18 protein-coding genes and 1 riboswitch are annotated in these 21626 nt (G+C 74.3%); of the genes, 10 read left to right on the forward strand and 8 right to left on the reverse strand.

The window, feature by feature from the left end; translation table 11 throughout:
* Window positions 1-134 precede the first annotated feature (134 nt).
* Genes AB0A97_RS01595 through AB0A97_RS01605 form a run of 3 tightly spaced genes read left to right on the forward strand, consistent with a single transcriptional unit; the run spans window position 135 to window position 5166 of the window.
* Window positions 135-1193: a MoxR family ATPase gene (locus AB0A97_RS01595; protein ID WP_361142939.1), complete on the forward strand. Its 1059-nt coding sequence runs from the start codon at window positions 135-137 to the stop codon at window positions 1191-1193.
* The gene (locus tag AB0A97_RS01600) at window positions 1193-2629 is read left to right on the forward strand and encodes a DUF58 domain-containing protein (protein ID WP_361142942.1); all 1437 of its coding nucleotides are present in this window, start codon (window positions 1193-1195) and stop codon (window positions 2627-2629) included. The genes AB0A97_RS01595 and AB0A97_RS01600 overlap by 1 nt, the downstream gene beginning before the upstream one ends.
* Window positions 2626-5166, forward strand: coding sequence for a transglutaminaseTgpA domain-containing protein (locus AB0A97_RS01605; RefSeq protein WP_361142946.1), 2541 nt, complete (start codon window positions 2626-2628; stop codon window positions 5164-5166). The genes AB0A97_RS01600 and AB0A97_RS01605 overlap by 4 nt, the downstream gene beginning before the upstream one ends.
* 971 nt (window positions 5167-6137) lie before the next feature.
* Here the strand turns inward: AB0A97_RS01605 and AB0A97_RS01610 are convergent.
* The 3 genes from AB0A97_RS01610 to AB0A97_RS01620 all read right to left on the reverse strand — a co-directional run bounded on the left by AB0A97_RS01610 (window position 6138) and on the right by AB0A97_RS01620 (window position 8157).
* On the reverse strand, window positions 6138-6560 hold the full coding sequence (locus AB0A97_RS01610; RefSeq protein ID WP_361142949.1) for a DUF3040 domain-containing protein: 423 nt from the start codon (window positions 6558-6560) through the stop codon (window positions 6138-6140).
* 256 nt (window positions 6561-6816) lie between these two features.
* The gene (locus AB0A97_RS01615) at window positions 6817-7572 is read right to left on the reverse strand and encodes a methyltransferase (RefSeq protein ID WP_361142952.1); all 756 of its coding nucleotides are present in this window, start codon (window positions 7570-7572) and stop codon (window positions 6817-6819) included.
* A 99-nt stretch (window positions 7573-7671) separates the two neighbouring features.
* Entirely contained in the window at window positions 7672-8157 is a 486-nt protein-coding gene (locus tag AB0A97_RS01620; RefSeq protein ID WP_361142955.1) for an SAV_6107 family HEPN domain-containing protein, read from the reverse strand.
* 227 nt (window positions 8158-8384) lie between these two features.
* Here AB0A97_RS01620 and AB0A97_RS01625 point away from each other — a divergent pair, with 227 nt between their 5' ends.
* From AB0A97_RS01625 to AB0A97_RS01645, 5 genes are all read left to right on the forward strand, one after another.
* Window positions 8385-9209: an ATP-binding cassette domain-containing protein gene (locus AB0A97_RS01625; RefSeq protein WP_361142958.1), complete on the forward strand. Its 825-nt coding sequence runs from the start codon at window positions 8385-8387 to the stop codon at window positions 9207-9209.
* Window positions 9181-11388, forward strand: a complete 2208-nt coding sequence (locus AB0A97_RS01630) for a YhgE/Pip domain-containing protein (RefSeq protein WP_361142960.1) — start codon at window positions 9181-9183, stop codon at window positions 11386-11388. Before AB0A97_RS01625 ends, AB0A97_RS01630 begins: the two co-directional genes overlap by 29 nt.
* Before the next feature lie 35 nt (window positions 11389-11423).
* Complete coding sequence (locus AB0A97_RS01635) at window positions 11424-12035, forward strand: TetR/AcrR family transcriptional regulator (RefSeq protein WP_361142962.1); 612 nt, start codon at window positions 11424-11426, stop codon at window positions 12033-12035.
* Window positions 12036-12465: 430 nt separating this feature from the next.
* Window positions 12466-13086 carry a DUF4126 domain-containing protein gene (locus tag AB0A97_RS01640; protein WP_361142965.1) on the forward strand — a complete coding sequence of 207 codons (621 nt, stop codon included), beginning with the start codon at window positions 12466-12468 and terminating at the stop codon, window positions 13084-13086.
* Window positions 13087-13258: 172 nt separating this feature from the next.
* Window positions 13259-14809: an NAD(P)/FAD-dependent oxidoreductase gene (locus AB0A97_RS01645; RefSeq protein ID WP_361142968.1), complete on the forward strand. Its 1551-nt coding sequence runs from the start codon at window positions 13259-13261 to the stop codon at window positions 14807-14809.
* A 43-nt stretch (window positions 14810-14852) separates the two neighbouring features.
* Here AB0A97_RS01645 and AB0A97_RS01650 read toward each other — a convergent pair whose 3' ends face one another.
* The 5 genes from AB0A97_RS01650 to AB0A97_RS01670 all read right to left on the reverse strand — a co-directional run bounded on the left by AB0A97_RS01650 (window position 14853) and on the right by AB0A97_RS01670 (window position 19658).
* Complete coding sequence (locus tag AB0A97_RS01650) at window positions 14853-15953, reverse strand: hypothetical protein (RefSeq protein WP_361142971.1); 1101 nt, start codon at window positions 15951-15953, stop codon at window positions 14853-14855.
* Between the two features lie 52 nt (window positions 15954-16005).
* On the reverse strand, window positions 16006-16923 hold the full coding sequence (metF, locus tag AB0A97_RS01655) for a methylenetetrahydrofolate reductase [NAD(P)H] (RefSeq protein ID WP_361142973.1): 918 nt from the start codon (window positions 16921-16923) through the stop codon (window positions 16006-16008).
* 126 nt (window positions 16924-17049) lie between these two features.
* Entirely contained in the window at window positions 17050-17700 is a 651-nt protein-coding gene (gene thiE, locus AB0A97_RS01660) for a thiamine phosphate synthase (protein ID WP_361142976.1), read from the reverse strand.
* A 155-nt stretch (window positions 17701-17855) separates the two neighbouring features.
* Window positions 17856-18221, reverse strand: a complete 366-nt coding sequence (locus AB0A97_RS01665; protein ID WP_030020891.1) for an Rv2175c family DNA-binding protein — start codon at window positions 18219-18221, stop codon at window positions 17856-17858.
* Window positions 18222-18470: 249 nt separating this feature from the next.
* Window positions 18471-19658: an FAD-dependent oxidoreductase gene (locus AB0A97_RS01670; protein WP_361145139.1), complete on the reverse strand. Its 1188-nt coding sequence runs from the start codon at window positions 19656-19658 to the stop codon at window positions 18471-18473.
* Window positions 19659-19906: 248 nt separating this feature from the next.
* Window positions 19907-20022: riboswitch (TPP riboswitch) on the forward strand.
* Window positions 20023-20106: 84 nt separating this feature from the next.
* On the opposite strand from AB0A97_RS01670, the gene thiO reads away from it, so the two are divergent.
* Both thiO and thiS read left to right on the forward strand, forming a co-directional pair.
* Entirely contained in the window at window positions 20107-21408 is a 1302-nt protein-coding gene (gene thiO, locus AB0A97_RS01675; protein WP_361145142.1) for a glycine oxidase ThiO, read from the forward strand.
* A complete protein-coding gene (gene thiS / locus AB0A97_RS01680) occupies window positions 21405-21623 on the forward strand; it encodes a sulfur carrier protein ThiS (RefSeq protein WP_030020888.1) in 219 nt (72 codons plus the stop codon). The genes thiO and thiS overlap by 4 nt, the downstream gene beginning before the upstream one ends.
* The last annotated feature ends 3 nt before the right edge of the window (window positions 21624-21626 follow it).

Genomic DNA, 21626 nt, shown 5'->3' on the forward strand with positions numbered 1-21626 from the left:
GCGTGAGTGACGTCGTCGCGGCCGTGCGGCCGGGGCGGCGCAGGGCGGGGAGGGCCGGTCCGTACGGAGGACGGGTGCCCGCAATGGGGTATCCCGCGCTCCCCGGAGCGCGGGGCAAGGCCGAGGAGGGCCGGGTGACGACCTATGACGAGCAGGCGAGCCTTGGAGGTCACCCCGCGCGGCCGGAGCCGGGCGCGCGGGGGGATCTGACCACCACGGCGGAGCGGGTCCGCAGGTCGGTGGAGGCCGTGATCGAGGGCAAGCCCGAGGTCGTACGGCTCTCGCTGACCGTGCTGCTCGCCGAGGGCCATCTGCTCATCGAGGACGTGCCGGGCGTGGGCAAGACGATGCTCGCCAAGGCGCTGGCCCGGTCCATCGACTGCTCGGTGCGGCGCATCCAGTTCACCCCCGACCTGCTGCCGTCGGACATCACCGGCGTGAGCGTCTACGACCAGCAGCGGCGGGACTTCGAGTTCAAGCCCGGCGCGGTCTTCGCCCAGATCGTGATCGGTGACGAGATCAACCGCGCCTCGCCCAAGACCCAGTCCGCGCTGCTGGAGTCGATGGAGGAGCGCCAGGTCACGATGGACGGGCAGACCTACGAGCTGCCCGCGCCCTTCATGGTCGTCGCCACCCAGAACCCGGTCGAGATGGAGGGCACCTACCCCCTTCCGGAGGCCCAGCGGGACCGTTTCATGGCGCGGGTCTCGATCGGGTACCCGAGCCCGGAGGCCGAGCTGCAGATGCTCGACGTGCACGGTGCCGCCTCGCCCCTGGAGGAGCTCCAGCCGGTCGCGCACGCCGACGAGATACTGAAGCTGATCGACGCGGTGCGCGCGGTCCACGTCGCCGCGCCGGTCCGCAGATACGCGGTGGACCTGGTGGCCGCCACCCGCAACCACCCCGAGCTGCGGCTGGGGGCCTCGCCGCGGGCGACGCTGCACCTGCTGCGCGCGGCGAAGGCGTCGGCGGCGCTGGCCGGCCGGGAGTACGCCCTCCCCGACGACGTGCAGGCGCTCGCGGTGGCGGTGCTGGCACACCGGCTGCTGCCGACCGCTCAGGCCCAGTTGAACCGCCGTACGGCCGAGCAGGTCGTCGTCGAGATCCTGCGCCGTACGTCGGTCCCCGACCCCTCGGCACAGCAGTGGCCCCGACCGCACGCGCAGCAGCCGCCCGGCGCCCGGGGGTACTGATGGCGGGCGGGGGGACCGGGGAAGCTCCGGAGCCCGGCGGGCTGCGGGCCGCCTTCGCGGGGCTGACGACGCGCGGCCGGTCCTTCCTGGCGGCGGGTGTGGCCGCCGCCGTGTGCGCGTACGCCCTCGGGCAGACGGACCTGCTCCGGGTCGGGCTGCTGCTGGCCGCGCTGCCCCTGGTGTGCGCGTTCGTGCTGCACCGCACCCGCTACCGCGTCGCGGGAAGCCGGACCCTCTCCCCCGCCCGGGTGCCGGCCGCCGCCGAGTCGCGGGTGCTGCTGCGGGTGGAGAACGTCTCGCGGCTGCCCACCGGGGTGCTGATGCTCCAGGACCGGGTGCCGTACGTGCTCGGGCCGCGGCCCCGGTTCGTCCTGGACCGGGTGGAGGCGGGCGGCCGTCGCGAGGTGTCCTACCGGGTCCGCTCCGACCTGCGGGGACGGTATCCGCTGGGGCCGCTGCAGCTGCGGCTGTCCGACCCTTTCGGCATGTGCGAGCTGACCCGCTCCTTCAGCGACCAGGACACCCTGACGGTGGTGCCGAGGATCGAGCCGCTGCCGCCGGTGCGGCTCACCGGTGAGGCTTCCGGGTACGGCGACGGGCGGCAGCGGGCGCTCGCGCTGGCCGGCGAGGACGACGTCATCCCCCGCGGCTACCGCCACGGCGACGACCTGCGCCGTGTCCACTGGCGTTCCACCGCGCGCTACGGCGAGCTGATGGTCCGCCGGGAGGAACAGCCGCAGAAGGCGCGCTGCACGGTCCTCCTGGACACACGGCGCACGGCCCACCAGGGCTCCGGCCCGGACTCCGCGTTCGAATGGGCCGTGTCGGGCGCCGCGTCGACCGCGGTCCACCTGCTGGAGCGCGGCTTCTCGGTGCGCTTCCTGACCGACACGGGCACGTCCGTACCGGGCCCGGACGGGGCCGGCGGCTGGGCGGGCGGCACCGAGTCCGCCGACACCGCGGGGCTGCTGCTGGACACCCTCGCCGTGGTGGAGCACTCCGCCGAACCGGGCCTGGCCCGGGCGTACGACGTGCTGCGCGGCGGCAACGAAGGGCTGCTGGTCGCGTTCTTCGGCGACCTGGACGAGGAACAGGCCGCGGTGGCCGGGCGGATGCGGCAGCGCAGCGGGGCGGCGGTCGCGTTCGTCCTGGACGGCGACGCCTGGTCGCGGGGCGCGGACGGGCCGCGGGCCGGCACCGGCGAGGCCGGGCGGCCGCTCGCCGAGCGCCTGCGGATGCTCCGTGAAGCGGGCTGGAAGGCGTTGCCGGTGTCGCCGGGCGATGCGCTGACGGCACTGTGGCGGCAGGCGGACCAAGTGGCCGGCGTACGGCAAGGCCCCTCGGGTGGCGGCGGCCCGGCCACGGCGTACGGGCCTTCCGCCGGCCCCGGGTCCGCCGGGCCGGTCGCGGCACCGGGAAGCGGAGTGACGACATGAGCGGGCGGGCGCGGCTGACGGTGTGCGCGGCGGTGGCGACGCTGTCCGCGTCCAGTGCGCTGCTGCCGCTGGTGGAACCGGTCGGCTGGATGATGCAGGCGGCCGTCCTGCTGGTGATCGTGTCCGGCGCGGGCGCGCTGGCCCGCCGGGTACCGCTGGCACGGCCGCTGACCGTCGCGGCGCAGGCCGTGGTGGCACTGCTGCTGCTCACCGTGCTCTTCGCCAACGACCAGGCGATCGGCGGGGTGCTGCCGGGGCCCGACGCGTTCCGGGAACTCGGCGAACTGACGCAGGAGGGCGTCGCCGACGTCGGCCGCTACGCCATACCGGCGCCGGTGACGGCGGGCATCCGCCTGCTGCTGGTCGGCGGGGTGCTGCTGGTCGGCCTCGTGGTGGACACACTGGCCGTGACGTACCGCAGCGCGGCGCCCGCCGGGCTGCCGCTGCTCGCGCTGTATTCGGTGGCGGCGGGCCTCTCCCAAGGCGGCGCCGGCTGGCTGTGGTTCCTGATCGCGGGGGCCGGCTATCTGCTGCTGCTCCTGGCCGAGGGCCGGGACCGGCTCTCGCAGTGGGGCCGGGTGTTCGGCGGCCGGGCCCCCGGCGTCGGACGGCCACCGGTCGCCAAGGGGCAGAGCTATGCCTCCGCCGGGGGCGGCCCGGCGTACGCCCCGGTCCGTACGGGCCGCCGGATCGGCGCGCTGGTGCTGGGCGTCGCCCTGGTGGTGCCCGCGGTGCTGCCGTCCCTCGGCGGCGGGCTGCTGGGCCCGGCCGTGGCCGGCCGCGGGACGGGCGGCGGCGGCACGATCTCCGCGGTGAACCCGCTGGTCTCCCTGCAGAACAGCCTGAACCAGCCGGAGGACCGGCAGGTCCTCAACTACCGCACCACCGCTTCGGACACCCGTGACCTGTATCTGCGGATCGTCGCGCTCGACCAGTTCGACGGTACGGCGTGGAAGCCGTCCGAGCGCGCCGTCAAGGACGTGCCCGACCGGCTGCCCGACCCTACGGGGCTGAGCCCGACGGTGGATGTCACCACCGTCAACACCTCCGTCTCCGCCGCTCCTTGGTACGCGCAGAACTGGCTGCCGCTGCCCTACCCCGCCTCCCGCGTGGACATCGCCGGCCGCTGGCGTTTCGAACCGGAGGGCCGCACGCTGGTCGGCGACCGCGGGCAGAACACCCGTGGTGTGCAGTACCAGGTCGAGAGCCTGCTCGTGCGGCCCACCGCACGGCAACTGGACACCGCGCCCGCGCCGCCCGCCGAACTGACGCGGGAATACACGAAGGTGCCGGACTCGCTGCCCCCGGTGGTGCGCGAGACCGCGCGGCGGGTGACGCGGGACGCCGGGTCGGCGTACAACAAGGCGGTCCGCCTCCAGGACTGGTTCTCGCTCGACGGCGGCTTCACCTACAACACGGAGGTGCGGGCCGGCAGCGGCACGGAGGCCATCGCCCGGTTCCTGGAGCAGAAGGAGGGTTTCTGCGTGCACTTCGCCTTCTCGATGGCGGCGATGGCACGCACGCTGGGCATACCGGCCCGGGTCGCGGTCGGGTTCACCCCCGGCACCCGGCAGAGCGACGGATCGACCTCGGTGGGCCTCAAGGACGCGCACGCGTGGCCCGAGCTGTACTTCGAGGGGACGGGGTGGACGCGCTTCGAGCCGACGCCGAGCCGTGGCACGCCGCCCGACTACACCCTCGCCGACACCCCGTCCACCGGCGGGACGAGCGCCCCGGCGCCGCAGCCGTCGCGTTCGGCGGCGGCGCCCGTGGGGCCGTCGCCCTCGCAGAGCTGCGCTCCCGCCGAGCGGCGCGTGGGCCCCTGCTGGACACCGCCCGCGCAGTCGACGAGCGGCCCGGCGGACGACGGGCCCTCGCCCTGGGCGGTCACGGCCGTCGGCGTTGGCGCGGTGGTCCTGCTCCTGGTGCCGGTACTGCCGCTGCTGTGGCGGCTGCGGGTCCGCTCGCGGCGTCTGCGCGGCGGCCGCCCGGGTCAGGACGGCCCGGCCGGGGCGTTCACGGCCCGTGCGGAGGCGGTCGACGCCGCCTCCCGGGGTCACGGCGGGCCACCGGAGCCGCAGGGCCGCGCGCGCCCCGGGCCGTACGGCACCGCCCGTACGCTCGCGGCCTGGCGGGAACTGGTCGACTCCGGCTGGGACTACGGCATCCTGCCGGACGAGTCCCTGACCCCGCGCAAGGCGGCGGAGCGCATCGTACGCCTAGGTGAGCTGGACGGCACGGCGGCGGCAGCGGCCCGTCGCGTCGCGGCCTCGGTGGAACAGGTCCTCTACGCGCCGGACCCGCGTCCGGCAGCCGGCCTCGCCGACGAGGTGCAGCGCGTCCGCGCCGGCCTACGAGACGGCGCCTCCCGCCGCCTGCGCCTACGCGCCCTGCTGGCGCCCCGCTCGGCCGCCCGGGCCCTGTGGACCCTCTCGTCCCGCTGGTCCGCCTTCGTGACCCGCTGCACAACAAGCCCACCGGCCACGGCGGCGCGCCGCGCGGCAGGCGCGGTGGGGCTCTCAAGGGGCAGGCCGTAGTCCCGGCCCTCAGGTGAGGGAAATGAGGCCGTCTCCCCCCTCACGGTCGCAAAGAGCAACAACGGCCTGGGCCCGCCGTCGGACCGAATCTCCGTCCGGACTACGGACAGCTCGACGGTGACGCGGGCCCGGGCCCTCCAGACTCCGTCCTCCGGTCCCGAACCCTCCCGTACGCGTTCGGCCACCGCGGCGTGGATGGGAGGACGTCTGCCCCAACCGGCCGACGGTCGCCATACGGCGGGGAGGGGGCGGACCGTAGGACGAAGTCCGGAGGCCCGGCCCCGTGTCCGGGCCGCGGCGGCGCCACCCGACACGGCCTGCCAGTCGGCCACGGAGTCCGGCCCGCCGCCGGGCACCGAAACTCCGCCGCACCGCGGGCAGCTCGACCGTGGCGCGGGCCCGGGCCCTCCAGACTTCGTCCTACGGTCCCGACCCCTCCCGTACACGTTCGGCTATCACGGCGCGGGTGGGCGGACGCCTGCCCCCACCGGCCGACAGTCGCCGTACAACAGGAGGGGGCGGGCCGTAGGACGGAGTCTGGAGGACCGCTCCCGTGACCGGACCGAAGAGAGCGCCACCCGGCACAGACAGCCAGTCGGCCACGACGCCCGACCCGCCGTCGGGCGAAGAAACTCCGCCGGACTGCGGGCAGCTCGACCGTGGCGCGGGCCCGGGCCCTACAGACTTCGTCCTCCGGTCCCGCACCCTCCCGTACACGTTCGGCTACCGCGGCGAGGGTGGGGGGACGTCTGCCCCCACCGGCCGACGGTCGCTGTACGGCGGGAGGGGGCGGACCGTAGGACGAAGTCCGGAGGACCGGGCCCGTACTCGGCTGCGGGAGCGTGGCTACCGGCCGGGCGCGGGCCGCTCGGCTCGGTGTGGGTGCTGGGCGCACGAAAAGCGGCCGTCCGGGTTCGGACGGCCGCATCGTGAGGCGGGGACGCGGACGAGGAGGAAGTCCGCGGGGTGTTTCAGTGGCCCTGTTCGTCGCGGCGGCGCTGCCAGCGGCTCTCGATCCGGTCCATCATCGATCGGCGCTGCCTGGCCTGACGACGGGCCGAGGTGCCGCCGGAGCCGCCGGGTCCCGCGCGGCCGCCAGTCGTGGCCTGCTGCTCGCCCGGCTTGGGGGCCTTGCGCCATCCGGTGACCGCGAGCACCGCGCAGCCCAGCATGACGAGGAAGCCCACCACGCTGACCCAGATCTGCTGTGCGACCATTCCGGCCATGAGGAGCGCGATACCTACCAGGAAGCCCGCGACCGCTTGGTAGACCCGTCGCCGGGTGTACGTACGCAGCCCGCTTCCCTCAAGCGCTGTCGCGAACTTGGGATCTTCGGCGTACAGCGCTCGCTCCATTTGCTCGAGCATTCGCTGCTCGTGCTCCGAGAGCGGCACGGAGTCCTCCTACTCGTCGGTCGCGGGGGCGACCGGGTGCGACCCTTTCAGGATAGGCAGGGAATCGCCCCCGTGAAACCCGCCCCTCTACGCCAATTCACTGTCCGGGCCGCCACGGCGGTCGGTGGTGCTTGCAGGCTGCATTCCCCACCCTCCGATCCGTCATGCCGGACGCTGTACCCCGATCATACGGGGCGAAGCGGCTGATCGGGTGGCCTGTGGCCGACTGCACGTGCGGGAAAGCGGGCCGGCGGTGTCAGCCGCGCTCTGCGAGGACGTGCAGCTGGGTGGCGACCGAGTGGAAGGCGGGCTGCTCGGCGGCGGCTGCCTCCAGTTTGAGCAGGGCGTCCATGGCGCCGGGCTCGGTGTCCACGAGCACGCCGGGCACCAGGTCGGCGAAGACCCGTACGCCGTGCACGGCGCCGACCCGCAGGCCGGTGTCCGCGACCAGCTCGGTGAGCTGCTCGGCGGTGAAGCGCCGGGGCACCGGGTCGCCGTCGCCCCAGCGGCCCGCCGGGTCCGACAGGGCGTTCTTGGCCTCGGTGAAGTGGCCCGCCAGGGCGCGGGCGAGGACGGCGCCGCCGAGTCCGGCCGCGAGCAGGCTCAGGGTGCCGGCCGGGCGCAGCGCGCCGACGGCGTTGCGCACGCCCTCGGCCGGGTCGTCGACGTACTCCAGTACGCCGTGGCAGAGCACCGCGTCGTAGCCGCCGGGCTCGACCACGTCGAACAGTCCGTGGGCGTCACCCTGCACCGCGCGCACCCGGTCGGCGACGCCCGCCTCGGCGGCCCGCCGCTCCAGGGCGAACAGGGCGTTGGGGCTGGGGTCCACCACCGTGACGCGGTGTCCCAGACGCGCGACCGGCACGGCGAAGTTGCCCGTGCCGCCGCCGGTGTCCAGGACGTCGAGGGCGTCCCGCCCGGCGGCTTCGGCCCGGTGCTCCAGGGCGTCTTTGAGAACCTCCCAGACCACGGCGGTACGAAGGGATGCGCGCGGGCGCAGCGGGTCAGACACGGCGGGTGGCTCCTCGGCGGGGGCATGAACTGATGGGTACCACCCTAATGGGACCTGCGAGGACGGCCCGGCAGCCCCGCTGCCGCCCGCCCCTCCTCCTCACCCCGCCCGCTGCGAGGGCAGTACCGGCTGGAGGAGCAGCATCCGTTCCACCAGACGCAGGAACATCGCCACGTCGCGGATCAGGTCGTCGGCGTCGCGCGGGCCGGCCGCGCCGGCTATGCCCGCCTCGGCCCGGGCGCGGCGCTGGGCTCCGGAGGCGAACAGCGCGCTCCACTCGGCGAGTTCGGGAGCGACCTCGGGCAGGACCTCCCAGGCGCTGCGGATGCGCTGCCGGCGGCGGAGGCTGGTCTCCGGGCGGCCGCGCACGGCGAGGACGGCGGCGGCCGTACGCAGCGCGGCGAGGTGGGCGGTGGCGTAGCGCTCGTTGGGGGTTTCCAGGCTGCGGGCCTCGTCGACGCCGCGCTGCGCCTGGGCGAGCAGGTCGAGGGCGGCGGGCGGCGCGGCCGCCCGGCGCAGGACGGGGTGGACATCGCCCGGAGGGCCGTACGCCGCGGAGCTGCCCGCGGCCGAACTGGCTGCCATGACGAACCTCCTGTCGTCGCATGACGGTTCAGGACCGTTATGGGGCCATCGTGCGGCACACCACTGACAATCGGCTCTGACCTGCTCTTTCCCCGGAAGACAGGGGCAATGCGAAGAGATCCTTTCTTTCCGCGGAAAGCGGGCGGGCCCCGCGGACCCTCTTGCGGAGACATGACAAGGCTGCGCATACTTTTTTGTACTGACTGGTCAGTTCAAGGGAGGGGATCGTGCACAGCACCCCGCACGGGGCGGCCGTCACCGCCACGGGCTACGGCCTCCGGGGCCCGCGCGGCTGGGCCTTCCGGGACGTCGGCCTCGCGGCGCAGCCGGGTTCGCTGATCGCCGTGGAAGGCCCGTCCGGCTCCGGACGCACCTGCCTGCTGCTCGCGCTCACCGGCCGGATGGCGACCACCGCCGGTACGGCCGAGGTCGCGGGCCTGCCGCTGCCGAAGAAGAAGGCAGCGGTACGAGCGGTCACCGCCCTCGCTCACGTACCCGGTGTCACCGATCTCGAACCCGCGCTGACCGTGGCCGAGCAACTGCGCGAACGCGTCCTGCTACAGCGCCGGTTCGGCGACTCTCCCCCAGCTACCGCCGGGGGCACCCTCAGCGCGCTGCTGCGTCCGCGCCGGGAGCGTACAGCAGCAGCCCGCGCCCGGATCGACGCGGCCCTGGAAGCGGCCGGCCTGGACCTGGCCACCCTGCCCAAGGGCGACCGGACGTCCATACGCGACCTGGAACGGCCGGAGGCGCTGCGCCTGTCGATGGCCCTGGCGCTGATCGGCCGGCCCCGCCTGCTCGCCGTCGACGACACCGACATGAAGCTCTCCGACGCCGAACGCGCAGATCTCTGGGCGACGCTGCGCTCCCTCGCGGAGTCCGGCACGACCGTGCTCGCGGTGTGCAGCCAGGCGCCGGGCGGCGCGGTCGTGGCGCGCACCGCCCCGCGAGGCGGCGTAAGGGGCGCCGAAGCCTCCGGCGCCGACGGCACGGGCACCCCCGACGACGAGAAGGGGGCGGCGGATGCGCTCGCCGAGGCTGGCCGCGCTTGAGCTGAAGCGGTTCGGGAGGGGCAAGCTGCCGATGGCGGCGCTGATCGCCCTGCTCCTGCTGCCGCTCCTGTACGGCGCGCTGTACCTGTTCTCCTTCTGGGACCCGTACGGGCGCCTGGACAAGATCCCCGTCGCGCTCGTCAACGAGGACGCGGGTGCCGAGGCCAAGGGCAAGAAGGTCACGGCCGGCGACAGCATCGTGGACGGTCTGCGCGACAGTCACACCTTCGACTGGCACGAGGTGAGCGCCGAAGAGGCCGACCAGGGCGTCGAGGACGGCTCGTACTACCTGTCGCTGACCGTTCCCGAGGACTTCAGCAAGCGGATCGCGTCCAGTGCGGGCGACCATCCGGAGACCGGTGCCCTCCAGGTCCGCACGAACGACGCGAACAACTACATCGTCGGACAGATCTCCCGCACGGTCTTCTCCGAGGTGCGCTCGGCGGCCTCGGTGAAGTCCTCGCGCAGCTTCTACGACAACATCTTCGTCTCCTTCTCGACACTGCACGACGAGACGCAGGAGGCCGCGGACGGCGCCGGGAAGCTCAAGGACGGCATCGGGCAGGCCCAGGACGGCACCGGCGAACTCAAGGACGGGCTGGGTACCGCCAAGGACGGCAGCGGCACGCTGGCCGCCGGCCTGAAGGACCTCGACGCGGGCGCCGGTCGGCTCGCCACCGGCACCGCCGACCTCTCCAAGGGCGCGTCCGCCGCGTCCCGGGGAGCGGACCGGCTGGCTTCCGGTTCCGGCCAGGTCGCCCAGGGCACCCAGCAACTGGCCGACAAGGTCAACGGCGTGGTGGGCGAAGTGGGGCCCTTCATACGGGCGCACGGCAAGGAGATCGGGCGGATCGCCCAGGCGGTCGCCGACGGTTCGCAGGCCGTACGCGACAACCTGGACAAGCTGCCACGCGCGGCCGACGCGGGCGCCCGGCTCTCCCGGGGGATGTCCGACCACCTCGCGGAGTTCTACCGGCAGCGGTGCGGCGCCGGGGCGCGGCCCGACGCCTCCTGCGCCGAGCTGAAGCAGCTCAAGGAGCAGGCGGCGGCCGCCGCGGCCAAGGCCGAGGAGATCAGCGGCTACGTCCACGACCGGAAGAACCTCGACCAGTTGGGCCGCGACCTCGACTCGCTGCACCGGCTGGCAGGCGAACTGGCGCGGCGCGGCCCGACCCTCGGCGCCGACATGGACGCCGCGGTCGCGAAGATCAACCAGCTCAACGCGGGCGCCCACCAGGTCTCCGCGGGCGCCGGCAAGCTGGCCTCCGGGACCGGGAAGCTGGCGGACGGCGCGGGCCGGGCGGCCGACGGGGCCCGGAAACTGCACGACGGCGCGGGCCGCGCCGCGTCCGGCGCGGGCGAACTCGACCAGGGGGTCGGCAAGCTGAAGGACGGCGCGCAGACCCTGTACGGCGGCATGTTCAAGCTCTCCGACGGTTCCGAGAAGCTGGCGGGCGGGCTGCGCGACGGTGTGCGGCAGATCCCCGACTACGGCAAGCAGGACCGGGACGCCCGTACGCGCGTGATGTCCGACCCGGTGCAGCTCGCCTCCCAGGCGGCGCACCGCGCGCCCAACTACGGCACCGGCTTCGCCCCGTACTTCATCCCGCTCTCCCTCTGGGTCGGCGCGATGGTCGCGTACATGCTGATTCCGCCGCTCAACCGGCGCGCGCTCGTCATGGGCGCGGGCGCCTGGCGGATCGCGGTGTCCGGATGGCTGCCGGTGTTCGCCCTCGGGGTGCTCCAGACGGCCGCGCTGATGTCCGTCCTGCACTACGGGCTCGGCCTCCGGATGGAGCGGCCGGCCGGCACGATCGGCTTCCTGCTGCTGGCCACGGCCTGCTTCGCGGCGATCGTGCAGTGGCTGAACGCCCGCTTCGGACCGGCCGGACGCATTCTGGTGCTGGCGCTGCTGATGCTCCAGTTGACGTCGGCGGGCGGTACGTACCCGGTGCAGACCAGTCCCGGTTTCTTCAACGCCATCCATCCGTACCTGCCGATGAGTTACATCGTCGAGGGGCTGCGACGGCTCATCACGGGCGGTGACCTCGCGCCCGTGTGGCAGGGCAGTGCCGTCCTGCTCGCCTTCACCGCCGCCGCGCTCGCGCTGACCGCCTGGGCGGCGCGCGGGAAGCAGGTCCTCCGGATGAAGGACCTCCACCCGGAGCTGAGCCTGTGAGCGCGCGGGCCGCCGGGAGCGGCACAATCTCCCCCATGGACAGCTCCAGCACGCGCCGCCAGACCACCCGGCGCAAGCTCTTCGAGGCCGCCGTCACGCTCATTGCCGAACAGGGCTTCTCCTCGACGACGGTGGACGAGATCGCCGAGCGCGCGGGTGTCGCGAAGGGCACCGTGTACTACAACTTCGCGAGCAAGAACGAACTCTTCGAGGAGTTGCTGCGGCACGGCATCGAGCTGCTGGCCACCTCCCTCCAGGAGGCGGCCGACGCGTCGGCGGACCGCGGCGGCAGCCGGGTGGACGCGCTGGACGCGATGATCCGGGCGGGGCTGGACTTCATCGCCCGCTATCCGGCGCTGACCCAGCTCTACGTCGCCGAGCTGTGGCGCACCAACCGGGCCTGGCAGTCGACGCTGATGGTGGTGCGGGAGCGGGCCATCACGGTCGTGGAGGGCGTGCTCCGGGAGGCGGTGGCGGGCGGTGAGCTGAGCGAGGACATCGACATCCCGCTGACGGCGTCCGCGCTGTTCGGGATGGTGCTGGTGGCGGCGCTGGACTGGCAGTCCTACCAGCCGCACCGGTCGATCGACGACGTGCACGCCTCGCTGTCCCGGCTCCTTCAGGGACGGGTGAGCGGGCACCCGTAGGCGCCCGTGGGCGCTCCCGGGTGCCCGGCACGCCCTCGGAGCGCCTGTCCGTGCGCCCCGGGGCGCACACAGCGGCGGCGGCCGGCTTCGTGAGCCGGCCGCCGCCGCTGTCCCGTACCAGGCGCGCTGCCCCGGGCCGGATCGTTCCCCCGGCGATCCGTCCAGGACAGCGCTTCCCCCGTGGGGCCCCGTACCCCCGTACTTTCCCCCGTGGAGCCCCCTATCTTCCCCCGTACTCCCCCGTCACGTCCGGGCTGCCGTGCCGTTCCGCCGCCCCGTGCCGGCGGTGCCGGCCCGGCGTCCCTTCCGTGCTGCACACTCTTCCGTCCGCGCAGGTCGCAGCCCATCCGCGTACCTACTCATCTCGGTGACTGAGTACGGATACTCAAACCTGAGCACCGGCGCGCAGCGGCTGGTTACGATCTCCTGCGTGTCGGTACTCCCCCTTGTCTTCACCAGCGGATGGGCCAGCGGAATCAACGCCTATGCCGTGGTCCTGCTCCTCGGCGTGCTCGGTGCCACCGGAGTCGCCGACGAGGTGCCCGCCTCCTTGCAGCGCACCGATGTGCTGATCGTGGCGGGGGTGCTCTTCCTGATCGAGGCGGTCGCCGACAAGATCCCGTACGTGGACTCGGTCTGGGACGCCGTGCACACGGTCGTGCGGCCGGTGTCCGGCGGGGTCGTGGCGGCGCTGCTGGCGGGCCACGACGGGTCGCTGCCCGAGCTGGCGGCGGGCGCGGTGGGCGGCACCAGCGCGCTGGTCAGCCATCTGGTCAAGGCGGGCACGCGGATGGCGGTCAACACCTCGCCGGAACCGGCCAGCAACTTCGTGCTGAGCACCCTGGAGGACCTCGGGGTCGCGGGCATCGTGGTCTTCGCGGTGTTCCATCCGGTGGCCGCGGCGGTCGTCGCCGGTGTGCTGCTGGCCGGCGGAATCGTGCTGGTGGCGTTCCTGTGGTCGCGGGTACGGCGCTTCCTGCGGCGCAGGCGGCAGCGGCGGGAGGAGCGGCACCTGGCGGCGGCGCGGGAGGGCTCGACGCCGGTGGGCTGAGCCGGGGAGGCCGCGCGGGCCGGGCTGTCCGGCCCGCGCGGCACGGCTCCGGGCGGGCCGTACGGACAGCGCCGTACGGCCTGGGCGGGCCGTCCGGCCGACGCGGTACGGGCGCGGCCGCCGGTGCCGGGCGGGAGCGGCGTTGTCAGTGGCGCCGGATAAAGTCGCAGGCATGGCACGGATTGCGGTGATCGGCGCCGGGATGGGCGCGATGGCGGCCGCCGCCCGGCTGGCCGTCGCGGGCCACCGGGTGGCGGTGTACGAGCGTGAGGCGACGTACGGCGGCGCGGTGCGCCGGTTCGAGCGCGCGGGTTTCGGCTTCGACACCGGCCCCGGGCTGCTGCATCTGCCCGCCGTCTACCGCGACCTGTTCGTCAAGACCGGCCGCGAGCCGCTGGAGAGCGTCGTCGAGCTGTCCCAGGTCGACCCGGCCGCCCGGCACGTCTTCGCCGACGGCACGGCCGTCTCCCTGCCGAACGCGTCACGGGCCGGTGTCCTCGCGGCGCTGGACGGCGCGCTCGGTGAGGGCGCCGGTGAGCGCTGGAGCGCGTTCCTGGGCCGCGCCCGCGATGCCTGGGACCGTACCCGCCGCCCGCTGCTGGAGGAGCCGCTGTGGCCCGACTGGCAGGTGCTCGGGCGTGACCCGTACCCGGCGCTGCCCAAGCGCGGCCTGTTCGGGCGCCGCAAGCCGGTGCCGGACGCCTCCCTCGCCGGCATCGCCGCCCACGAGCTGAAGGACCCGCGGCTGACCGCCCTCCTGGAGAGCTACGCCCTGGCGTACGGCTTCGACCCGCGCACCGTCCCGGCGAGCGCCGCGGTTCTTCCGTACATGGAGCAGACTTTCGGAAGTTGGTATCCACGCGGCGGCATCCGGGCGCTGGCCGACGCGCTGTACGAGCGTTGCCTGGCCCGGAAGGTGGAGTTCACCTTCGGCGCCGAGGTGACGCGCGTCGTCGAGGCGGACGGCCGGGCGGCGGGCGTGGAGTTGCGCGACGGCGGGTGTGCCGAGGCGGACACGGTCGTCGCGGGCGTGGCTCCGCAGCGGCTGACGGCCCTTCTGAAGGGCGCGCAGCCGTGGGGCGCGGACGACGTACGGCCCGACGCCGACGCACACCGCCGGACGCCGGGACGGTTCACGGTCGCCCTCGCACTGCGCGGCCCCCGGCCGGCGGACGCGGTCCACCGCACGGTGGTCCACGCGGCCGACCGGGCGGCGGAGTGGGAAACGCTCTTCGGGCCGGACGGCCCGGGAGCGCTGTGCGAGCGTCCGACGGTGACGGTGCTGCGCCCGGACGATCCGACGTCCCGGCCGGACGACGGGCACGAGGCCGCGACGCTGAGCGCCGCCGTCGCCCCGTACGGAGAACTGGCCCTGCCGCCCACCGCTCCCGACGCGGGCTCCGCGTCCGCCGGGGAGACGGCCGCGCAGGCGGCGGCCGCCGACCGGCTGATGGCGGCCGCCGAGGCGGCGATACCGGGGCTGCGGGAGCGGGTGCTGTGGCGGGCCGTGCTGCCGCCCGCCGAGGGCGCGGCGATACCGGGTCCGGCGCTGGCCGGGGCCGGCGGCCGCTTCCTGCGTCCCGGCAATCGCACGCGCATACCGGGGCTGTACGCCGTCGGCGGCTGGACGCATCCGGGCGGCGGACTGGCGCACGCCGGAATGTCGGGCGCCCTCGTCGCGGGCCTGATCGTGAACGGGGACGACTGGCGCGGCTCCGAGTGAGCCGACCCCGCCCGCGGGTGGGCCGACGGCGCCCGCGGGCCCCTCAGTAGCGGTACTGCTGCTCGTCGTAACCCTGGTTCTGGTTCTGCGGGGGCTGGTAGGGCGGGTACGGCTGGTCGGCGCCGGGCTCGTTGCCGCGCTGCTGGGGGACCCATACCCCGCCGGGCGGAGTGTCCCCGTAGGAGGGCTGCGCCTGGGCCTGCGACGGGTCCTGCACACCGGTGTACTGCTGCGCCGGGTATGCCTGGGTGCCGCCGAAGGCGTCGGGCTGGTCGTACGGGTCGTACTGCCCGGCGTACTGCTGCGCGCCGGCGTACGGGTCGGCGTAGGGCACCTGGCCGCCCTGCTCCTGGCCGTGCAGCCCACCCTGGCCCTGCCCCTGACCGTGGCTCTGTCCCTGGCCGTGGCCCTGCCCCTGGCCGTGGCCCTGGTCCGTGCCGTAAGCGCTGTAGTGGTCGGGGTAGGCGTCCTGCCCGCTCTGGGCGGCGGTGCCGTAACCACCGTCGTAGCCGTAGGCGTCCTGCCCGTATCCCCCGTAGCCGTCGTATGCGGCATAGCCGGGCTGCTGCGAGCGCGCGTCGGGGCTGTATATGCCGTACTGGCCGGTCTCCTCGGGGACCGGCTGCGGGGCGTACACCTCGGTGGCGTCGCCGCCTCCGTAGCCGTTCGGAGTGCTCTCGACGCCCGCGAAGGGGTCCGTGCCGTCGAACGCCGCTGTGCTGTCGAACGCCGCCGTGCCGTCATAGACCGCCGTACCGGTGTCCGCTTCCTCCGCCGCGGGGACCGCCTCCAGGCCGCTGACCTGGAGGGTCGGCCCGGCGGCGGGGGCCCGGCCGCCGCCCTTGGCCCGGCGGCGCCGGTTGTCACCGCGCTTGCCGCTGTCCCGGCGCTTGCCGCGCAGCGCCCAGCCGGACTGGAAACCGCTCCGGAAGGAGAGCGTGACGTAGGTCTGTCCGACGGCGAAGGCGATGGCGCCGGCCGCTATCACGATCACCGACGGGATGACGACACCGACGACCACACCGAGAAAGCCGGTGAAGGCCAGCAGCCGCCACCGCAGTCTGGCCTTGTACTGGAGCAGCACTTCACTGAGGAGCCAGAGGGCGACACAGCCGAATGCGATGTAGAGGACCACCCAGCCCATGTACGCCCCTCTTCCGCCGCGCCACAGACCGCCGTGGTACGGCAAACCGCCGTCAGGACTGCTGGTGCAGACCCAGATTCTCGTAGATTTCCAGCGTCGCCGTGGAGTGGTTCAGGGTAATGAAGTGCAACCCGGGACTTCCCTCGGCCATCAAGCGCGCACACAGCTCCGTCGCATACTCGATGCCAATGGAGCGTACAGCCGCCGGATCGTCCTTGACGGCGAGGATGCGCTCGGCCAGCTCGGGCGGGAAGGCGGCGTTGCTGAGCTGCGCGAACCGTTCGATCTGGCGGACGTTGGTGACCGGCATGATCTCCGGGATGATGGGCGTCTCGCAACCCGCCGCGGCGACCCGGTCGCGCAGCCGGAGGTAGTCCTCGGCGTAGAAGAACATCTGGGTGATCGCGAAGTCCGCGCCGGCCCGGCACTTGTCGACGAAGTGCCGTACGTCGGTGTCCCAGTCCGTCGAACGCGGGTGCATCTCCGGGAAGGCCGCCACGCCGACGCAGAAGTCGCCCGACTCCTTGATGAGGCGGACCAGTTCGGCGGCGTACAGGACACCTTCGGGGTGCTGGATCCAGTCGCCCATCGGGTCGCCGGGCGGGTCGCCGCGCAGCGCGAGCATGTTGCGGATACCGGCGTCGGCGTACTGCCCGATGATGTTGCGCAGGTCGGCGAGGGAGTGGTTGACGGCGGTCAGGTGGGCGACCGGGGTGAGGGTGGTGTCGGTGGCGATCCGTTCGGTCGCCCGTACCGTGCCCTCGCGGGAGGTGCCGCCCGCCCCGTACGTCACGGACACGAAGGTCGGCGCGACCGCCTCGATCCGGCGAATGGCGTTCCACAACGTCCGCTCGCCCTTCTCCGTCTTCGGGGCGGCGAACTCGAACGAATACGACTGCTTGCCGGAAGCGAGCAGGTCGCGCACGGTCCGTGCGCGATCAGTCCTGGTGGAAGCTGTGCCTAGGGCCATACGTGCAGATTATCCACGGGCTTCCCGCTCACCAACCGGCTCCGGTGAAATGCCCGGATAGCCGCGTTCCGGTCCACACCGTGGACACCGCCCGGCCATCTCCCGTCCAGCGACCCGCGGCGACGGTCACTCCCCGCGAGCGCGCACCCGCTTCGCCAGATCGGCGGCCGCGGCCGCCGGGTCCTCGGCCTCGGTGATCGCCCGGACGACGACCACCCGGCGGGCGCCCGCGTCCAGCACCTGGTCCAGGTTGGACGCGTCGATCCCCCCGATGGCGAACCAGGGGCGTTCGGGCCGCCGCACGGCGGCGTAGCGGACCAGGTCCAGGCCGGGGGCGTGGCGGCCGGGCTTGGTCGGGGTGGGCCAGCAGGGTCCGGTGCAGAAGTAGTCCACGCCGGGCTCGGCCAGCGCGGCGTCCACCTCCGCCTCGGCGTGGGTGGACCGGCCGATCAGCACGTCGTCGCCGAGGACGGCACGGGCGGCGGGCACCGGCAGGTCGCCCTGGCCCAGGTGCAGGACGTCCGAGCCGATGGCGTGGGCGACGTCGGCGCGGTCGTTGACCGCGAGCAGCTTGCCGTGCCGGCGGCAGGCGTCCGCGAAGGTCTTCAGGTGGGCCAGCTCTTCGGCGGCCTCCATGCCCTTGTCGCGCAGTTGCACGATGTCCACGCCCGACGTGAGCACCGCGTCCAGGAAGGGCACCAGGTCGCCCTGGCGCTTGCGGGCGTCCGTGCACAGGTAGAGCCGGGCGTCGGACAGGGCATGGCGTGCGGTGCTCATCGAGCGGGTCCCCCCAGGTCTGCGGCGTACGGACCGGGCCTTCCGGTCCGTACGCCAGTGGTGCGAAGACGGTCGCGGCCACGGGTGCGGTCACGACGGTGGTACGGCTGCGGACGCACTCGGCGCACGGGTGCGCCCCGCAGCAGGGAGCGGGCCTAGACGGCGAGCGCCTGGGCCCGGCGCTTCACCTCCGTACCGCGATTCTCCCGCAGGGCCTGGGCGGGGGTGCCCGGCAGGGTCTCGTCGGCGGTGAAGAGCCATTCCAGCATCTCCTCGTCGGCGAAGCCGTCGTCCCGGAGGAGCGTCAGCGTCCCGACGAGGCCCTTGACGACCTTGCCGTCCTTGATGAAGTCGGCCGGCACATGCAGGGCACGGTTCTCGCCACGGCGCACCGCGATCAGCTGGCCCTCCTTCACCAGCTGCCGCACACGCGTCACCTCGACACCGATCATCTCGGCGATGTCGGGGAGGGTGAGCCAGGCGGGGACGAGTCCATCGATCTTTGCGTCAATCTCGGTCACGGGACAAGCCTGCCACCTCGCACTGACAGCCGGTAGCCGGGCATCGCCATCGGCGCAGCCCACAGCACCCGAACGCACCGCCGGACGCGCCACCGGGCAACGCCACCGGACGCACCACCCGCCGGAGCCACGGGCCCGGCTCCGGCACCGGGTTCCGCCCCACGCCGCCTCGGGTCGCCCCACGCCCCCCCAGGCCGCCTCAGGCCGTCCCAAGCCGCCCCAGATCACCCCGGGCCGCCCCGCGTCGCCTCAGACCGCCGCCGACTTCAGCGGTACGGACGCGTCCGCCGCCATCCGCCGGTCCAGCACCGCGCCCCGCTCGATGAGCCTGCGTCCCTGGGCCAGGTCACGGGGCCGGCCGACCGCCAGCAGCGCGACGAGCACGCCCTCGCGCAGCCAGACCACCGACCAGGCGGCGCTCTCCGGGTCGCCGCGCCACACCGTCTCGTCGGCGCCCGCGTGGTGCCCGGCGTACTGCACGAAACGGCCGAACTGCTCGGACCAGAAGTACGGGACCGGGTCGTACACCGGCCCCTCGGCGGCGCCGCGGACGATGGTGGCGGCCACCGTGCGCGGCCCGTGCAGGGCGTTGTCCCAGTGGTGGACCAGCAGGCGGCTGCCGTAGCGGGCGGACGGGAAGGAGACGCAGTCGCCGACCGCGTACACGTCGGGCTGCGTGGTGCGCAGCCGTTCGTCGGCCAGGACGGAGCGGTCCTCGGGCGACAGCTCGACGCCGGAACCGGCCAGCCAGGAGGTCGCGGGGCGGGCGCCGATGCCCACGACGACCGCGTCGGCGGTGAGCACCGCGCCGTCGGCGAGCGTCACCGCGCCCTCGGTGACCGCGGCGACCCGGGCGCCGGTCCGCAGCCGGGCGCCGCTGTCCTCGTACCAGGCCGCCATGGGAGCGGCGACCTCGGCGGGCAGCGCGCCGGCCAGCGGCCGGTCGGCGGCCTCGACGACCGTCACCCGGCAGCCCGCCTCGCGCGCCGCCGTGGTGAACTCCGCGCCGATCCAGCCCGCGCCGACGACCACGACCTCGCGCTGCCCGGTCAGTACGGGCCGCAGCCGCTCGGCGTCGTCGAGGGTGCGCAGGACGTGGACGTCCGGCAGCCCGTCGCAGCCGGGCAGCGTGACCGGTTCGGCGCCGGTGGCGATCACCAGGTGGTCGTACGGCAGCGGCCCGGCGTCCGTCTCCAGTACCCGCGAGCCGGCCGCGAGCCCTATGGCGCGGCGGCCCAGCAGCAGTTCGATGCCGAGCGCCTCGAAGTCCACGTCGAAGGCGGACCCGTCGGCCTTGCCGAGCAGCACGGCCTTGGACAGCGGCGGGCGGTCGTACGGCTGGTGCGGCTCTTCGCCGAGCACCGTGACCGCTCCGCGCCAGCCCTGTTCGCGCAGGGCGACGGCGGTCTGCACACCGGCCAGTCCGGCGCCGACGATGACGGCGCGCCGGTTGCGTTCGGCCGCGCGCTCGGCGGATTCGCGGTCCTGGCGCGCGCGGTCAGGGTCCTGGGGCTGGGTCTGCTCGCTCACCCGATCACTGTAAGACGGTGTGTCTCGCGACCTGGAGCACCGCGCAACGAGATCTATGACACAACGTCACGGTCCGTGACCCGCCGGCGCCGGCCCCGCTCCCCGCTCCCGGCGCTCCCTTACGGCGCGTCGGCGGCCCGTACTAGGGTTGCCGGTGAACGCACACGCGGGAGCCCGGACGCGACCGGGCTGAGAGGGAGGCTGACGCGGCCTCCGACCGTACGAACCTGATCCGGGTCATGCCGGCGAAGGGAGGGGCTGGACGCCCATGCATCCACCCGTACGGAACACGCATCCACCCGCACGGAAACCGACACCCCCCGGGGCGGCCTCCGCCCCCGGCGCGAGCCCCGACGTGCTCGTCATCGGCGGCGGCGTCATCGGCCTGGTCACCGCCTGGCGGGCGGCCCGGCTCGGGTTGCGGACCGCCGTCGCCGATCCGGACCCCGGCGGCGGCGCCGCCCAGGTCGCGGCGGGGATGCTGGCCGCCGTCACCGAGCTGCACTACGGCGAGCAGACGCTGCTCGGCCTCAACCTCGCCTCCGCGCGCCGCTACCCCGAGTTCGCCGCCGAGCTGACCGAGGCGAGCGGGCTGGACCTCGGCTACCGCCGGTGCGGCACCCTGGCCGTCGCGCTGGACGCCGACGACCGCGCCCACCTGCGCGACCTGCACGCCCTCCAGCTCCGCAGCGGCCTGGAGTCCGAGTGGCTGACGGGGCGCGAGTGCCGGCGCCTGGAGCCGTTGCTCGCGCCGGGCGTGCGCGGGGGCCTGCGCGTGGACGGGGACCACCAGGTCGACCCGCGGCGGCTGGCCGCCGCGCTGCTCGCCGCCTGCGAGCGGGCCGGGGTCGTCCTCCTCCGCGCCGCCGCCGAGCGGCTGACCGTCGTGCGGGGCCGCGCCACCGGCGCCGAACTGGCCGACGGCACTCGGATCACGGCCGGGCAGGTGGTCCTCGCGGCGGGCAGCCGGAGCGGGCTGCTGGCGGGCGTCCCGGAGGACGTGCTGCCGCCGGTCCGCCCGGTCAAGGGCCAGGTGCTGCGGTTGCGGATGCCGGACGGCCTGCCCGGCGGCGTACCGTTTCTGTCCCGCACCGTACGGGCCGTGGTGCGCGGCGGCCCGCTCTACCTCGTACCGCGCGAGAACGGCGAGCTGGTCGTCGGCGCCACCAGCGAGGAGCTGGGCTGGGACACCACAGTCACCGCGGGCGGGGTCTACGAGCTGCTGCGGGACGCCCATGAGCTGGTCCCCGGCATCACCGAACTGCCCCTGGTCGAGTCCCGCGCCGGCCTGCGCCCCGGCTCGCCCGACAACGCGCCGCTGCTCGGCCCGACCGCGCTGCCCGGCCTGCTGGTGGCGACCGGCCACCACCGCAACGGGGTGCTGCTGACGCCGGTCACGGGCGACGTGATGGCGGCGGCGCTGACCGGCGGCCCGCTGCCGGAGGAGGCCCGGGCGTTCACCCCGGACCGCTTCGCGCCGGACGCGCCCGGCCTCCCGACCTCGTCCGGCTCCGTGCCGCCGTCCGGCCCCGTCCCGCCGTCCGGTCCCGTGCCGTCGCCGGGCCCCGTCCCGTCGTCCGGTCCCCCTCAGGCTCCCGCGAACGGCACCGACCAGGGCCCCACGGCCGCCCCCGCCCCTCAGGAGCAGTCCGTATGACCGTCACCACGCCCATCACCGTCTCCGTGAACGGCGAGCCCCGGGAGTTCCCCGGCGGGCTCACCCTGGACCGGCTCGTCGCCGGTCTGACCACGGCACCGGGCGGCGTGGCCGCCGCCGTCAACGAGGCCGTGGTGCCGCGCGGCCAGTGGCCCGCCACCGCGCTCGGCGACGGCGACCGCGTCGAGGTCCTCACCGCAGTACAGGGAGGCTGATCC

The sequence above is a fragment of the Streptomyces sp. NPDC045470 genome, from assembly GCF_040646595.1.
In the GTDB taxonomy this organism is placed as follows: domain Bacteria; phylum Actinomycetota; class Actinomycetes; order Streptomycetales; family Streptomycetaceae; genus Streptomyces.